Genomic DNA, 14,884 nt, shown 5'->3' on the forward strand with positions numbered 1-14,884 from the left:
GGCTCAGCCCGGGGTGAAGCGGACGGGCAGTTCCCGCAGCCCCCTGATGATCTGGCTGGCCTGGCGGGGGAGGTCGGCCGCGGGCCGGGTGAGCGCGAGGTCGGGCAGCCGCCGGAAGAGGGTCTCCAGCGCCACCGCGCCCTCCACCCGGGCCAGCGGCGCGCCGACGCAGTAGTGGGCGCCGTACCCGAACCCGAGGTGCGTGAGGTCCTCGCGGGTGAGGTCGAAGCGGTCCGGCGCGGGGTAGCGCACGGGGTCGCGGTGCGCGGCGGCCAGCGCGAGGACGACGGGATCGCCTGCCTCGATCCGGACGCCGCCGAGGGTGAGCGGCTCGGTGGCGAACCGCCAGGCGGCGAGCTCCATCGGTCCGTCGAAGCGCAGCACCTCCTCGACCGCGGCGACGACCAGGTCGGGCCGGCGCAGGAGGAGGCCGCGCTGGACGTCGTCGAGGAGCAGGGCCAGCACGCCGTTGCCGACGAGCGCGACCGAGCCCTCGTGGCCCGCGAGCAGCAGCAGGAAGATCATCGATGCGAGTTCGACGCCGGTCAGCGCCCCTTCGCGTTCGGCCGCGACGAGCCGACTGATGAAGTCATCGCCAGGTTCGCGTCGTTTGGCGGCGATGAGGGCCCGGAGGTAGGGGCCGGGTTCGGGGACGTCGGCAGGGCCGGGCCGGACGGCGTTGGACGTCCACTGGCGGAAGATCCAGCCGTCCCGCTCGGGGATCCCCAGGATCTCGCCGATGACCCCGATGGCCAGCGGATACGCGAAGTCCGCGATGAGATCGGCCTCGCCCCGGTGCGCGAAGCCGTCCACGAGGGAGTCGGCGAGCGCCTGGACGCGGGGCCGCGCCGCCGCGGCCCTGCGGACGCTGAACGCGTCCGAGACGAGCCGCCGCAGCCGCGTGTGGACCGGCGCCTCCGTCGTCAGCAGATGTTCGCCGAGGTCGGACTCGTCCTCCAGCGGACGCCCCCGGTCCGCCTCGTGCCATGCCGCCAGCGCCCGCCCCGGCTCCCGGCTCAGCCGGGGGTCGGTGAGCGCGGCGCGCACCTCCTCGTACCGGGTCACCGCCCAGCAGGCCAGCCCGTCGCGCAGCACGACCCGGTGCACCGGTGCCCGCTCGCGCAGTTTCTCGTACTCCGGATAAGGATCCGCCACGGACTCCGTGCCGAGCAGCGCTTCCTTGACGCGAATTCGCAATCCCGCTCCCGGGGCTCCACATGCGCGCATGTCGTGTGTTTCCGGTAAGAGTCAACTGCTCAACACTGCCAGACCGCCGCCTCGCCCGGAAGAATGAGCGGTGATCGGCCGCGGAAGAGTTCCGGTGAGGGGGATCCGTTCATGGAACGTCTCCAGACCGCCGTGCGCGGGGCCGGACGATGACGGGCGCGGGCCGGTCGCGTCCGGGGACCCGCCTGGGCGTCCGCGGCGGAACCTCTCCCGCGGCGCTCGACGCGTTCTGCGCCGTGGACCTCGCGCACGTCGTGACGCTCGCCGAGGGCGGGCGGCTGCCCGGCGCGCGGGCCGCCGCGCTGCTCGCCGAGATCACCCGGCTGCGGGACGCGGGGTTCGCCGAGCTTGCCGGGCCGGAGTCCCCGCACGGTCTCCACCGGGCGTACGAGGAGCAGCTGAGGCGGACGCTCGGCGCGCGGGCGGGCGAGCCGCTGCGCCTCGGGCGCACGCGCGGCGGCTTCGAGGCGACGGTCGGGGCGGTGCTGCTGCGCGCGGAGCTGACGGAACTGTCCGGCGGTCTGGCCAGGCTGATCGCGGTCCTGCTGGCGCGGGCCCGCGCGCACCGGGCCGTGGCCGTGCCCGGCCGCACGCCGCCGCTCACCTACGGGCACCACCTCGCGGGCGTCGCCACCGCCCTGTCCCGCGACCTGTCGGCGCTGGAGCGCACGGTCGAGGAGTTGGTGCGGCGCCCGCCGACCGACGCGCGCCGCACCGCGGCCCTGCTCGGCTTCGCCTCGCGTCCTGCGCGCGCGCAGGACGCGGCGGCCTTCCGCGACCCGCTGCCGCGGGCCGTCGCCGTGGTCGGCTCGGCGGTCGCGACGATGAGCCGGCTGGCCACCGACCTGCAGGTGTGGAGCACCCGGGAGTCGGGCTTCGTGGTGTTCCCCGAGCGCCTGGCCGGCGGTGGCTGCGCGCCGCCGGCCGGGCGCGGCTCCGTCCTGCTGGAACGCCTCAAGGCCGAGGCGGCGGTGGTGAGCGAGGCGGCGGTGGCCGAGGCGGGGACGGGGCCACCGCCGGGCTGCGCCGAGGCGCTGCCCGCCTTCGCGGCGGCGCGGAACGCCGCGCGGCTCGCCTCGGTCACGGTCGCCGGGGCCCGCCCCGCCGTGCCCCGGCGGGAGCCTCGGGTCCGGCCGGAGTTCGCCGTCGCCCTCCGCGGGCCGACCAGCGCGGTCGGGACGCTGGTCCGCTCCGCGCCCGCGGAGGGCCGCACCGCCCCCGGGACCGCCGCCGAAGGGTGCGGCGGCGGCCCCGGGGGCACGGGGGAGGTCTTCGCTGTGCTGCGCGGCCACCTGGTCGACCACGCGGTCTGGCTCGCCGGGCATCGGGTCCGGCAGACGCGCGCGGAGGACGAACTCGCCCGCGCCGTCGCGCGGATCGTCGATCGGCACCCGCGGGACGCGTGAGGCGGGCGGACGGAGCGGTCCGCCCGCCTCATGCGCCAAGATGGACGGCATCATGCGCAGCGACCACTTCGCCCGGATCCGAAGGCTGACGGCGGCGCACCTGCCCGGCCTCGCCACCGCCCCGGTGACACCCCTGGGAGGCGGGCTGGACAACACCGCCTACGAGGTCGGCGGCGAGGTCGTCTTCCGCTTGGCCGACGGGGGCGCGGCCTCCCGCGTCGTCGAGGAGTCCCGCCTTCTGGCCGCGGTGGCGGAGATCTCCCCGGTCCCCGTTCCGGTGCCGCTGCTCACGTCGGAGTCGGACGGCTGCCTCGCCTACCGGAAGCTGCCAGGGAGCCCGCTCATGGGCGTGCCGTTCGCCGAACGCGGGCCTCTCGCTCAAGCCGCCGCTCCCGCCCTGGGCCGCTTCCTTACGGCACTGCACCGCGTGCCCGTCCCTGTCGTCGCCTCCTTCGTCGAGGTGGACGACACACCCTTCGACGTCGACCTCCAAGAAGCTCAAGCCGTCTACCCGGACGTCGCGGAAGCCATCCCGCCTTCATACCGGCCCCGTGTGGAGGCGTTCCTCTCGGCGCCTCCGCCGACCGACCCCTCCGCCCGCGTCCTGTGCCACAACGATCTCGGCGCCGAGCACCTCCTCACGTCCGACGGCGCGCTCACCGGCGTCATCGACTGGACCGACGCAGCCCTCACGACCCCGGCCCGCGACCTGTCCCGCCTCTACCGAGACCTGGGCCCCGCGCCGTTCGCCACCTTCCTGGCCCACTACGACCCGGCCCCGCCGCCGCAGGCCACCGTCTTCCTGGCCCGCTGCGCGGCCTTGGAGGACCTGGCTTACGGCCTCGCCCACCCTCCTTACCTCCGGCAGGCCCTCGCCGCCCTCCCCCATCTCTTCCCCGACGCCTGACCCGCGTCAGGGCGCGCCGAACCAGGTGGTGAGGGCTTCGCGCAGCGACGCGGTGGCGGACGGGTCGTCCGCGGGCGCGACCCAGGCGATGCGCGCGTCGGGGCGGATGAGGAGGGCGTCGGCCGGGCGGTGCTCGGCCTTGGCGGTGTGGACGTCGACGCGGTCGGCCCAGTCGCGGGCGGCCTCGCGGAGGTCGGCGCGGTCGGTGAGGTCGAGCAGGACGGGCCGGGCGGCGCGCATCAGCTCGGCGACGCCGGTGATGCCCCGGCCGGTGCGCAGGACGAGGTCGGGCGCGAAGACGCCGGCGAGGGGGTGGTCGGCGCCGGGCATCGGGTAGCGGATGTCGGAGCCGGCGAGGAGCGCCCCCATCCTGCGCAGCGGCGCCTCGTCGGCGAGGAGTTCCTGGAAGACCTCGCGGAGCGCTTCGGCCGCCGGGTCGTGCCCGCGCCGCAGGGCGACCTGGGCCTGCGTGTGCAGCAGGGTGCGGGCGCCGGCCGGATGGCGTTCGTCGTGGTAGGTGTCGAGCAGACCCGCCGGGGCTCGGCCCCGCACCTCGGCCGCCAGCTTCCAGGCGAGGTTCACCGCGTCGAGCATGCCCGCGTTGATCGCGACCCCGGTGGCGGGGAACTGGTGCGCCGCGTCCCCGGCCACCAGGATCCGGCCCGCCCGGTACCGCGTGGCCTGGCGCGCGCTGAACGTGAACCGCGACAGCCGGCTCGCCTCGGCCACGGGCATGTCGACACCGAACACGCGGCGCAGGCTGTCCTGGAACTCGGCCACGGTCATGGGGGTGTCGTCGTCGTACTCGACCGCCTCGTCCTCGGCCGTGTAGAGGGAGACGTTCCGTGAGCCCGGCGACGATCCGACGCCCAGGAGACCGTGCTCGGTCCGGGTGAACTCCGCGGGGACGGTGCCGAAGCCGGGGACGTCGAGATCGCCGTTCGCGAGCACGTCCACGGAGTCGGGCAGGACGACCTGGGCCAGCCGGTTGACCTCCGGGTACGTGGTGCCGGGGAAGGCGATCCCGGCGAGGTCGCGGACCCGGCTGCGCGCGCCGTCGCAGCCCACGACGTACCGGGCGCGCGTCCGGTACGGTCCGTCCGGTCCCCGCACGTCGAGGGTGACGCCGTCGTCTTCCTGGGCGAGCCCGACGACCTCGTGCCCGCGCCGGACGTCGGTGCCGAGTTCTGCGGCGTGCTCTTCCAGCACCCGCTCCAGCCGCTGCTGCGGGAGCGGCAGCGCGTGCATCGGAGGGTCCGGGAGCGGGCTGAGGTCGATGTGCACGCCGCCGAACGGGAAGCGGGGAGCCGGGACGGGCGCGGTGCAGGCCGCCTGGAGGCGTTCGAGCAGGCCCCGGTAGCGGAGCAGCTCAAGGATCTGTCCGCCGAGCCCGCCTGCCTTCGGGGTGTCCCGGCGCTGCGGCCGCCGCTCCAGCACCAGGGGCCGCACCCCCGCCGCGCCCAGCTCGGCCGCCAGCATGAGCCCGGTCGGCCCGGCTCCCACGATGATCACGTCGGTCATGCGCCACCTCGATTCCCAGGGTTGTGCCTAGCCTCGCAGAACGGCGCCGCCTCCCCGTCCGGGAGGCGGCGGGCCGATCAGAGGCTGCGGGCGGTGATGTGGCCGTGGGCGGTGGTGGCGCGGATGTCGAGGCCTGCGGTGCCGTCGTTCTTGAGGGCGTTGGTGACGCGGCCGTGTCCGGTGCCCGCGTCGAGGGTCGCCGAGACGCCGGGGGCGGCGCCGACGGTGATGTCGCCGGACTGGGCGGTGAGGGTCACGGTGCCCGCGGCGGCCTGGGCGATGCGGATGCCGCCGCGCTGGGTGCTGATCTCCGCGGGGCCGCCCAGGCGGCCGACCTCGACGTCGCCGTCGAGCGCGGCGAGCCGGACCGTCGCCGCCTCGTCGATCGCGATCGGGCCGTAGGAGCTCTCGACGGCGACGTCGTCGAGAGCGCCGACGGACCGGAACTCGGCGATCGCGGCCTTGGCCTCGACGCGCGAGCCCGCGGGCATCCGCACCGTCACGGCGACCGCGCCGGACGGGCCGAGGATCTCGTGGTGCACGGGCGTCTCGATCCGCAGCGTGCCGTCGGCGTACTCGACCGTGGTCCGCTCGGCGGCCTTCACGTCGCGGTCCCGGGACGGGTTCGCGGGCGAGACCTCGACGGTGGTGTCGGCCTGGTCGGCGGCGATGACGTGGACGCGCCCGGCGGGCACGTCGAGGACGGCGGAGATGGCGGCGGGGGTGGCGAACTGCATGGTGTGCTCCTGTTTCGTCTTCGTTTCGAACAATGCAAACGCTACGTTGCATTCGCGAAATTGGCAACACATGTATTGCGCTCTATCTAAGATACTACTGGTCAATGCCCGGATTTCATTGCAATGGCTCTCGGCATGAATGCAACGATCTTCCAGGGATTCGTTGCAATGAGATGAGCTTGAACGCTCTTCGCCGCGCCCGCTAAGTGAGTGGCGCGTCATGAACGCGGCGGGCTTTCGGCGTCGAGGGGAACGTTTTGCGGGTCCGGGGGGTGGAGGGGGAGTCGGGGCGGCGACGATGCGGGGAGGGGCGGGGAGTCGAGCCCTTACGCTGGCGGCGGTGCTGTTGTGCGCCGTGCCAGGTGAGTGATGAGAAGAAGGAAGGCCGCCTTGACCGAGACCTTGTACGCCGTCACCGACCCCGCCACGGGGGAGGTCGTGGCGACCTATCCGACCGCCACCGACGCCGACATCGCGCAGGCCGTCGCGGCGGCCCACGCGGCCGCGGCGTGGGGGAGGACGAGCACGGTCGCCGAGCGGGTCGCGCTCCTGCGCCGGGTCGCCGAACTGCACACCGAGCGCCGCGCCGACCTCGCCGCGACGATCGTGCGGGAGATGGGCAAGCCGCTGGAGGACGCCGAAGGCGAGATCGACTTCTGCGCCGAGATCTACACCTACTACGCCGACAACGCCGAGGCGTTCCTCGCCGACGAGCCGATCCAGGTGGGGGAGGGCAGCGCGGTCGTCCGCCGCCGCCCGGTGGGCGTGCTGCTGGGGATCATGCCGTGGAACTTCCCCGCCTACCAGGTGGCCCGGTTCGCCGCGCCGAACCTCGCCGCGGGCAACACCATCGTGCTGAAGCACGCGCCGCAGTGCCCGGCCTCGGCCGCCGCGCTCGAAGCGATCTTCCGGGACGCCGGATTCCCCGAGGGCGCCTACGTCAACGTCTACGCCACCAACGAGCAGATCGCCGACGTCATCGCCGACCCGCGCGTGCAGGGCGTCTCCCTGACCGGCTCCGAGCGGGCCGGCGCCGCGGTCGCCGAGACCGCCGGACGGCACCTGAAGAAGGTCGTGCTGGAGCTCGGCGGATCCGACCCGTTCGTCGTGCTGTCGACCGCCGACCTGGACGACACGGTGGAGAAGGCGGTGGCCGCCCGCCTCGACAACACCGGCCAGTCCTGCAACTCGGCCAAGCGCTTCGTCGTCGTCGCCGACCTGTACGACGAGTTCGTCAGCAGGTTCACCGGGAAGCTCTTCGCCGGGTCGCCGTCGGCGCCGCTGTCGTCGCAGGCCGCGGCCGACACCCTCGCCCGCCAGATCGACGCCGCGGTCGCCCAGGGCGCCGAGTACGCCAGCGCGGGCGAACGCGTCGGAGCCCACTTCCCGGCCGGAGTCCTCACCGGCCTCACCACCGAGCACGACGTCGCCCACCAGGAGCTGTTCGGCCCCGTCGCGATGGTCTTCCGCGCCGACGACGAGGACCACGCCGTCGAGATCGCCAACGACACCCCCTACGGCCTCGGCTCCTACCTGTTCACCACCGACCCCGACCAGGCCCGCCGGGTCGCCGACCGCATCGACGCCGGCATGGTCTTCGTCAACGGCGTCCTCGCCGAAGGCGCCGACCTCCCCTTCGGCGGGGTCAAGCGCTCCGGCTTCGGCCGCGAACTGGGCCGCCTCGGCATCGAGGAGTTCCTCAACAAGAAGCTCATCCGCACCGTCACCGACTGATCCCTCCCGGGCCGGCCCTCCCCGAAGACCCGGTGGGCGGCCGGCCCCGGGCGGCGCCACCCGTTCGGTTCGCAGGTCATCGCGTGTGGCCGGTAGGGTTCGGGCATGTCTTGGATGCCGCCTGCTGTTGCCGAACTGTCCGCCGAGGTTCAGGAGAACCTGGGAATCGTTCCCGTCGTCGAGCAATCCGGCTCGGGTGTCTGGCGCATGACCATCGAGAACGAGCGGGTGAAGAACGTCATCGACTTCAAGCGCACCTCGGGCTCCCGCTGGATCTGGAAGAAGTCGGTCCTGCTCGTCGACGGCGAGCCCTACCCGCCGCGCGACACCCACGAGGAGTTCTACGAGCTGTTCCGCAACACCGACGAGGCCCTGGAGCGCGCCGCGTCCGAGGAACACGCCGACCACGACGGCCACGACCATGCGCACGGCCACGGCCACGGCCACGGCCACGGGCACGGTCACTGAGCACCGGCCCGCAGGCGGGGCCCGCCCTCAGGCGCGGGCCGAGCGGCGGCGGCGCGCGATCACGACCGCACCGGTCGCCAGCGCCGCCGCCCCCAGGGCCCACAGGGCCGCGCCGTCCGGCCACGGCGAGTCGACGTACTCCGTGACGGTCACGACCGCCCGGTAGGGCTCGTCGGACACCGCCCGGGTGAACCGGATGTCGTCGGTGATCTGCGCCGCGTCGAAGTCGCCGTCGTAGCGGGTGAGGAAGCGCGGGCCGGTCAGGGCCGCGGACAGCGCCGGGTAGGCCGGGTCGGGCTTCACCTCGCCCGCGAACGTCACCTCGGGCGCGCCGCCTCGCGGCGCCGGGTTGGTGACGTCCATCCGGTGGTCGGCCAGCACGTACAGGCGCAGCGGCTGCCTTCCTTCGGCCGTGGCCGACAGCCGCATCGGATAGACGGGCGTGTCCGTCTCGTACGCCAGCCGCATCGGCGGCAGCCCGGCGGAGAGGCTGCCGGACGCCGGGGCGAGCCGCACCGCGACGACGAGCCAGCCTTCGGCGAGGTACGGGCCGAGCGCCCCGCCGAGGTCGTCGGGCAGGGTGAAGTCGTGGGCGTCGAGCCAGCGCGACACGGCGGTCGCGTCGGTGCCGGTGAGCTGGGCCACCTCGTACGGCCCGACCTCGACGTGGTCCACGACGGTGGCGCCGCGTTCGGCGGACCCCGGCGCGCCCCCCGAGCCGTCCCCGTCCACCTCCACCCGCCGCACCCGGACCTCAGGGCGGCTGATCCGGTCGAGTTCGGGGAACAGGTTCCCATCGGCCACCGCGAACCTGGCGCGCGCGGGAACCGGCATCAGGAAGGCCGCCTGGGTCGCCTCGGACCGCGCCTGCACCGAAAGGGTGATCGTCTCGGTGCGGCCGGCCAGTTCCACGAGCGCGGTCTCCCGCTGCGCGTGCAGCCTGTCGTTGGCGACGAACGCCCCGCAGGCGCAGGCGCCGGACCGCGCGGGGTCGACCGCCGTCATCGTGGCGGCCAGCGCCACCACCAAGGCGATACGGGATGCTCTGCGACCGGTTCTCATGTCCCGTCGGATGCCCAGACCGCCATGCGAGTTCGGCCTCGGCCGAAAGGGGGCCCCGGATAGGCTGTGCCGGTCCGAGCCCCCCGAGAATTCCGAGGACGTCCATGAACAGGCGTGCGCGTGCGTGCGCCGTGACGGGTTGCGCGGTGCTGCTCGCGCTCGTCGCGGTACTCCTGCCCCGGTTCCATGTGGGGCCGTGGCAGGTCGGACCGGTGGCGAACTCCGCTACGGCGAGGTTCCTGCACCCCGGGGTGGGGGTGGGACGCAAGCGGCTGGACTCGGTCCGCAAGAACCTGAAGAAGGAGCCTTTCAAGTCGGCGTACGCGAAGCTCCGCAAGGATCCACTGACCAAGCCGGGCCGGGTGCCGCATCCGTTCGCGCAGATCGAGTGCCTGCCGAACGGGGGGGAGACGGGCGACAAGGGCTGCGACAACGAGCGCGACGACTCGCTGGCGGCCTACGGCGACGCGCTGATCTGGTACATGAGCCGGAACAAGGCCTACCTGCGCGCCGCCGAAAGGATCCTGGACGCCTACGCCGCGACGGTGCAGACGCATGTGGGCGACGGCGGGCCGTACGACGCCGACGCCCCGCTCCAGTCCGCCTGGACGGGGATCAATTTCACCAAGGCCGCCGAGATCGTGCGCCATTCCCAGCCGAAGGGCAGGAAGTGGGCGGGCGCCGCCAGGTTCGGCGCGCTGCTGCGGCGCGCCTATGTGCCGTTCGTGAAGAACGGCACGCAGCAGGGGATGAACGGCAACTGGGATCTGGCGTCGGCGGACGCCACGATCGGGATGGCCGTCTACCTGAACGACCATTCCCTCTACAAGAAGGCGATCAAGCTTCTCCACGACCGGGTCCCGGCGTATTTCTACCTGGCGGCCGACGCCGATTCCAGCGGTTATCCGCTGCCGCCCGTGGACGGCACGTGGGGCATCAACCGGTCCTGGTACATGTGCCCGCAGGTTCCCGACGCCCAGCTCATCCAGCTTCCCGGCACGGGTGCGCCGTCCGAGTGCCCGAATCCCGAGCAGTACCGGGGCGCCTATTTCCCGGGCCAGACCCAGGAGACGTGCCGGGACCTGAAGCATCCCAGTTACGGCATCGACTCCGCCTTGGAGACCGCCGCGACGGCGTCCGTCCAGGGGGACGGCGCGCAGTTCTCCTGGCTCAAGGAGCGGCTGACGACGGCGATGGAATTCCATGCCCGCTACTCGGTGAAGCCCGCGCCGCAACGGCTCTGCGCCGGGCAGAAGCTCCAGGACAGAATGCTTCCCGGCTCACTCGAGATCGGCTACACCCGGTACCACCATTCGGTCGCGCTCCCGAACACGAGAAGACTCCTGCTGCAGCAGCGCAAAAAGCGCCAGGCCAATGAATTCATCGCCTGGGAGACCCTCGTCTGGGGAACCGCCGCCTAGGAGCGCGGCGTATAGCGCACCGGGCCCGGGTCGGCAAGGTGCCGTCCGGCGACAACATTGAGCCCTTGTGGGTGGTGTGCCGCCGACGGCATCGTCGTCGTCGTGGAAACGGATCATGCGAAGCGCGGGCCGGCGTGAAGGGGACGGGGCCGCTGCTCTCGTTCACCGGGGTGACGCGCAGGTTCGGTTCCGTCCGGGCGCTCGATCCCGTGACGCTGACGGTCGGGCGGGGCGAGTTCGTCTCGGTCATCGGGCCGTCGGGGTGCGGCAAGTCCACGCTCCTGCGCCTCGCCTCCGGGCTGGACGAGGCGTCCTCCGGCACCGTGGAGACCGCGACGGACGAGGTGGCGTACGTCTTCCAGGACGCCACCCTGATGCCGTGGCGGACGGTCCGGCGCAACGTCGAGCTGCTCGGCGAGCTGTCCGGGGCCGACCGCGCCGAGGTGCGGCGGCGCGCGCAGGCCGCGCTGGAGTCGGTGGGGCTGGCCGACTTCGCCGAACGCCTGCCCCGGCAGCTGTCGGGCGGCATGAGGATGCGGGCGAGCCTCGCCCGGGCCCTCGTCATGGACCCCGCGCTGTTCCTGTTCGACGAGCCGTTCGGGGCCCTTGACGAGATCACGCGGACCCGGCTGGGCCTCCAGCTCATGGACCTGTTCGTGGCGCGCGGCTTCGGCGCCCTGTTCGTCACCCACTCGGTCGAGGAGTCGGTGCTCCTGTCCGACCGGGTCGTCGTCATGTCGGCGAGGCCGGGCCGGATCACCGCCGAGTTCACGATCCCGTTCGCCTTCCCGCGCCCGGCCGAGCTGCGCTACACGGCGGAGTTCGCCGATCTGGCAGGGAAGGTCGCGCGCTCCCTCGAAGAGGCATCGAACACCGAAGAGGCATCGAGCACCGCGGAGGCGTCGTGAGCGGGCGCCTGGCCGCGCGCCGGATCCTGCCGCCGCTCGGCGTGTTCGCCCTGATCATCGCCGGCTGGTACCTCGTGACTTACGGGCTGCTGGCCGAGGACCGCAGGTTCCTGCTGCCGCCGCCGGACGAGGTCGTCACCGAGGGGTTCCTCGACGAGCGCGTCCGCGCGGACATCCTTGGGGCGAGCTGGGAGACGCTGAAGGCGGCGCTCCTCGGCCTGGCGATCGCCTTCGTCGTGGGTTCCCTGCTCGCGGTGCTCATGGCGCAGGCGCGCTGGATCGAGCGGTCCCTCTACCCGTGGGTGGTGTTCCTGCAGACGATCCCGATCCTCGCGATCGTCCCCGTCATCGGCTTCTGGTTCGGCTACGAGCTGACGGCCCGGGTCGTCGTCTGCGTGATCATCTCGCTGTTCCCGCTGGTCATCAACCCGCTCCAGGGCCTGCTCGGCGCCGATCGGGGGCTGCACGACCTGCTCACGCTGGCGCGGGCGGGGCGGCTCACCCGGCTGGTGAAGCTACAGATCCCGGCGGCGCTGCCGCAGGTGTTCGTCGGGCTGCAGACGGCGGCGGGGCTGTCGATCGTGGGCGCGGTCGTCGGAGACTTCTTCTTCGGCAGGGGCGCCATCGGGCTCGGCCTCCTGCTGTCCCGCTACAGCGGCAGGCTCCAGTCGGCCGAGATGCTGGCGACGGTGTTCGCGGCGGCGGTCCTCGGCGTCGTCGTCTTCTGGGTCTTCGGCGCGCTGGGCCGCAGGGTCGTCGGCGGCTGGTCGGAGGCCTGGGGCGCGGGCGACCGGACGGCCGGTGAGCCCTGACCGGCGACCCCCACATCTTTCCTTCTCCCGGGCAACCCCCCCGGCGTGCCTCGGCCGTGGTCAAGGCACGCCTCACCGCAAAGGACGAGCCATGTCCCATCCCCGCACCCGCCGCGTCCTGGGCGGCGCGGCCTTCGCCGCCTCCCTCACCCTCCTCGCCGCCTGCGGTGGCGAGGACGCCACCGAGTCGGCGCCCCGTTCCGGCGTCCTGTCCGGGGCGTGCCCCGCGACCGTCGTCATCCAGACCGACTGGGAGCCGGAGGCCGAGCACGGGGGCCTCTACCAGCTCCTCGGCGACGACTACGCCGCCGACGTCGAGGCCAAGGCCGTCAAGGGCCCGCTCCTGGCTTCCGGGAAGGACACCGGCGTCGACGTGGAGATCCGCATCGGCGGGTCGTCGGTCGGCTACCAGACCGCCCAGCCCCTGCTCTACCAGGACAAGGACATCCTCCTCGGCTACGGCAGGGTGTCGGAGCACCTGGTGACGCAGAAGGACACGCCCGTCGTCTCGGTCTTCGCCCAGTTGGAGAAGAGCCCGTACGCCATCTACTGGGACCCGGCGACCTACCCCGCCGCCAAGACGATCGCCGACCTGAAGAAGGACAGGGTCAAGATCCTGTTCGGCGCGGAGGCCACCGTCTGGCAGGAGTACCTCGTCGGCGCGGGCCTCGTCGACAAGGCCCAGGTGGACCAGAGCGACTCGCCCAAGCCGGCGACGTTCGTCGCGGAGGGCGGCAAGGTCGCCGAGACGGGCTTCATCACCGCCGAGCCGTACATGTACGAGGTCGAGACCGAGGCGTGGGGCAAGCCCGTCGTCGGGCAGCTCATCCACGACACGGGATTCCCCGAGTACTTCCAGTCGGTGGTCGTGCGCGAGGAGGACGTCACCAAGGAGAAGGACTGCCTGACGAAGCTGGTCCCGATCCTCCAGCAGGCCGAGGTCGACTACGTCACCGCCCCGGCCGCCACCAACGCGCGGATCATCGACCTCGTCGACAGGTACCGGACGAGCTGGCTGTACACCGCGGGCCAGGCCGAGGCCGCCGTCAAGGCGCAGGTCGATCTCGGCCTCGTCGGCAACGGCGACGACGCCACCCTCGGGAACTACGACCTGAAGCGCGTGCAGACCCTCATCGACCTGATCGGCGAGTACGCGCCCGACGCCGACATCTCCGGCATCACCCCCGACGACCTCGTGACCAACGCGTTCCTCGACCCCGCCATCGGCCTCAAGCCCTGACCCTCACCGGGAGGATCCCTTGCACGACGCCCGCACCCCCGCCGCCCCCGTGGGCACGCCGCGCGAGGAGGTCCTCGTCCGGGCCGCGTGGGTCCTGACGGTCGGGCCCGCGGGCGACGTCGAGGACGGCGCCGTGCACGTGCGCGACGGCCGGATCGCCGCGGTCGGCCCGTACCGGGAGCTGCGCCGGCGGCTGCCCGGCCTGCCCGTCGAGGGCGACGGGACGGGCCTGCTCATCCCCGGGCTGGTCAACACGCACACGCACCTGTCGGAGGCGCTCGCGACCGGCATGGGCTCGGAGCTGACGCTGTTCGAGTGGGGCGAGCGGATCGTCGGGCCGCTCGGCTCCGCGCTGACCGCCGAGGACGCCCGCGAGGGCACCCGCCTGCGCGCGGTCGAGATGCTGCTGTCCGGCGTGACGACGGTGAACGACATGTTCGTGCACTGCAATCCGGCGGACGCGGCCAGCGTCGGCGTCGTCGCGGGCCTGGCGGAGGCGGGCCTGCGCGGCGTCGTGTCGTTCGGCGCGGAGGACGCCGCGGTACCCGGCGCGCCGCCCTGGGCGGACGTCGCCCGGGTCATGGCCGAGCAGGAAGCCCTCGCCGCCGCGTGCGAGGCCGCCGAACTCGTCACCTTCCGGTACGGGATCGGCACCCTCCTCGGGCAGAGCGACGCCCTGCTGGAGGCGGGCGCCGACGCCTGCCGGGATCGCGGCTGGGCCGTGCACACCCACCTCGCCGAGGTCCGCGAGGAACTCGTGGCGGCCTCCCTGCGCTGGGGCCGCCGGACGGTCCCGCACGCCCTCGCGCTCGGCCTGTTCGACCGGCCGCTCATCGCCGGGCACGGCGTGTGGGTCACCGAGGCCGACATCGAGATCCTCGCCGCGCACGACGTGGCGATCGCGCACAACCCCGTCGCGAACATGATCCTCGGTTCCGGCGTGTGCCCGGTGCCGCGGCTGCGCTCGGCCGGGATCGCCGTCGGCATCGGCACCGACGGGGCCGCCTCCAACGACGGCCAGGACATGCTCCAGGCCGTCAAGACCGCGGCGCTCCTCCAGAAGGTCCACGCCCTCGACCCCTCGGTCATCGACGCCCCGACGGTCCTGCGGATGGCCACGTTGGACGGCGCCCGCGCGCTGGGTCTCGACCACCTCGTCGGCTCCCTGGAACCCGGCAAACGCGCCGATCTCGTGCTCCTCCAGGACTCCGTGTGCGTCTCCGTCCTGCACGACCCGTGCGGCCAGCTCGTCTACGGCGCGTCCCCTCGCGCCGTCCGCTCCGTCTGGGTCGACGGCCGCCGCGTCGTCGCCGACCACGCCTGCACCACCATCGACGAGGCGGCCCAGACCGCCCGCTGCCGCCCGCTCGCCGCCCGCCTCGCCCAGGCCTCCGGCCTGCGCGGCGCGGGCTTCTCCCGCCTTGACCCCGCCCCGTGAGCC

At 73.2% G+C, this 14,884-nt stretch carries 13 protein-coding genes; 9 read left to right on the top strand and 4 right to left on the bottom strand.

The genetic code is table 11. The features are described from left to right. Positions 1–3: 3 nt before the first annotated feature. Complete coding sequence (locus tag ACYVOM_RS12960; RefSeq protein ID WP_460303565.1) at positions 4–1,197, bottom strand: cytochrome P450 family protein; 1,194 nt, start codon at positions 1,195–1,197, stop codon at positions 4–6. Between the two features lie 179 nt (positions 1,198–1,376). Here ACYVOM_RS12960 and ACYVOM_RS12965 point away from each other — a divergent pair, with 179 nt between their 5' ends. Continuing rightward, the gene (locus ACYVOM_RS12965; protein WP_460303566.1) at positions 1,377–2,633 is read left to right on the top strand and encodes a lyase family protein; all 1,257 of its coding nucleotides are present in this window, start codon (positions 1,377–1,379) and stop codon (positions 2,631–2,633) included. 40 nt (positions 2,634–2,673) lie between these two features. Then, positions 2,674–3,540 (top strand): phosphotransferase family protein, encoded by an 867-nt coding sequence (locus ACYVOM_RS12970; protein WP_460303567.1) that lies wholly within the window; start codon positions 2,674–2,676, stop codon positions 3,538–3,540. 6 nt (positions 3,541–3,546) lie between these two features. Here the strand turns inward: ACYVOM_RS12970 and ACYVOM_RS12975 are convergent, their stop codons facing one another. Together ACYVOM_RS12975 and ACYVOM_RS12980 are read right to left on the bottom strand one after the other, a co-directional pair. Then, on the bottom strand, positions 3,547–5,061 hold the full coding sequence (locus ACYVOM_RS12975; protein WP_460303568.1) for an FAD-dependent monooxygenase: 1,515 nt from the start codon (positions 5,059–5,061) through the stop codon (positions 3,547–3,549). A gap of 77 nt (positions 5,062–5,138) precedes the next feature. Beyond that, positions 5,139–5,798, bottom strand: a complete 660-nt coding sequence (locus ACYVOM_RS12980) for a DUF4097 family beta strand repeat-containing protein (RefSeq protein WP_460303569.1) — start codon at positions 5,796–5,798, stop codon at positions 5,139–5,141. A 390-nt stretch (positions 5,799–6,188) separates the two neighbouring features. Here ACYVOM_RS12980 and ACYVOM_RS12985 point away from each other — a divergent pair, with 390 nt between their 5' ends. Together ACYVOM_RS12985 and ACYVOM_RS12990 are read left to right on the top strand one after the other, a co-directional pair. Next, entirely contained in the window at positions 6,189–7,532 is a 1,344-nt protein-coding gene (locus ACYVOM_RS12985; RefSeq protein ID WP_460303570.1) for an NAD-dependent succinate-semialdehyde dehydrogenase, read from the top strand. Positions 7,533–7,739: 207 nt separating this feature from the next. Then, positions 7,740–8,000, top strand: a complete 261-nt coding sequence (locus ACYVOM_RS12990; protein ID WP_460303571.1) for a hypothetical protein — start codon at positions 7,740–7,742, stop codon at positions 7,998–8,000. A gap of 27 nt (positions 8,001–8,027) precedes the next feature. Here the strand turns inward: ACYVOM_RS12990 and ACYVOM_RS12995 are convergent, their stop codons facing one another. Continuing rightward, complete coding sequence (locus tag ACYVOM_RS12995) at positions 8,028–9,026, bottom strand: DUF2330 domain-containing protein (RefSeq protein ID WP_460304360.1); 999 nt, start codon at positions 9,024–9,026, stop codon at positions 8,028–8,030. A gap of 140 nt (positions 9,027–9,166) precedes the next feature. On the opposite strand from ACYVOM_RS12995, the gene ACYVOM_RS13000 reads away from it, so the two are divergent. The 5 genes from ACYVOM_RS13000 to ACYVOM_RS13020 all read left to right on the top strand — a co-directional run bounded on the left by ACYVOM_RS13000 (position 9,167) and on the right by ACYVOM_RS13020 (position 14,881). After that, complete coding sequence (locus tag ACYVOM_RS13000) at positions 9,167–10,483, top strand: alginate lyase family protein (RefSeq protein WP_460303572.1); 1,317 nt, start codon at positions 9,167–9,169, stop codon at positions 10,481–10,483. A 134-nt stretch (positions 10,484–10,617) separates the two neighbouring features. Next, the gene (locus tag ACYVOM_RS13005; protein WP_460303573.1) at positions 10,618–11,391 is read left to right on the top strand and encodes an ABC transporter ATP-binding protein; all 774 of its coding nucleotides are present in this window, start codon (positions 10,618–10,620) and stop codon (positions 11,389–11,391) included. Beyond that, a complete protein-coding gene (locus tag ACYVOM_RS13010) occupies positions 11,388–12,203 on the top strand; it encodes an ABC transporter permease (protein ID WP_460303574.1) in 816 nt (271 codons plus the stop codon). The genes ACYVOM_RS13005 and ACYVOM_RS13010 overlap by 4 nt, the downstream gene beginning before the upstream one ends. Before the next feature lie 91 nt (positions 12,204–12,294). Continuing rightward, complete coding sequence (locus ACYVOM_RS13015; RefSeq protein WP_460303575.1) at positions 12,295–13,443, top strand: substrate-binding domain-containing protein; 1,149 nt, start codon at positions 12,295–12,297, stop codon at positions 13,441–13,443. 19 nt (positions 13,444–13,462) lie between these two features. After that, entirely contained in the window at positions 13,463–14,881 is a 1,419-nt protein-coding gene (locus ACYVOM_RS13020; protein ID WP_460303576.1) for an amidohydrolase family protein, read from the top strand. Positions 14,882–14,884 lie beyond the last annotated feature (3 nt).

The organism is Actinocorallia aurea, assembly GCF_054783995.1.

Excerpts from the sequence above, each read along its gene's own strand:
- ACYVOM_RS12975 (WP_460303568.1), bottom strand. The coding sequence starts at position 5,061 with ATGACCGACGTGATCATCGTGGGAGCCGGGCCGACCGGGCTCATGCTG.
- ACYVOM_RS12980 (WP_460303569.1), bottom strand. The coding sequence starts at position 5,798 with ATGCAGTTCGCCACCCCCGCCGCCATCTCCGCCGTCCTCGACGTGCCC.
- ACYVOM_RS13000 (WP_460303572.1), top strand. The coding sequence starts at position 9,167 with ATGAACAGGCGTGCGCGTGCGTGCGCCGTGACGGGTTGCGCGGTGCTG.
- ACYVOM_RS13015 (WP_460303575.1), top strand. The coding sequence starts at position 12,295 with ATGTCCCATCCCCGCACCCGCCGCGTCCTGGGCGGCGCGGCCTTCGCC.
- ACYVOM_RS12970 (WP_460303567.1), top strand. The coding sequence starts at position 2,674 with ATGGACGGCATCATGCGCAGCGACCACTTCGCCCGGATCCGAAGGCTG.
- ACYVOM_RS12965 (WP_460303566.1), top strand. The coding sequence starts at position 1,377 with ATGACGGGCGCGGGCCGGTCGCGTCCGGGGACCCGCCTGGGCGTCCGC.
- ACYVOM_RS12990 (WP_460303571.1), top strand. The coding sequence starts at position 7,740 with ATGACCATCGAGAACGAGCGGGTGAAGAACGTCATCGACTTCAAGCGC.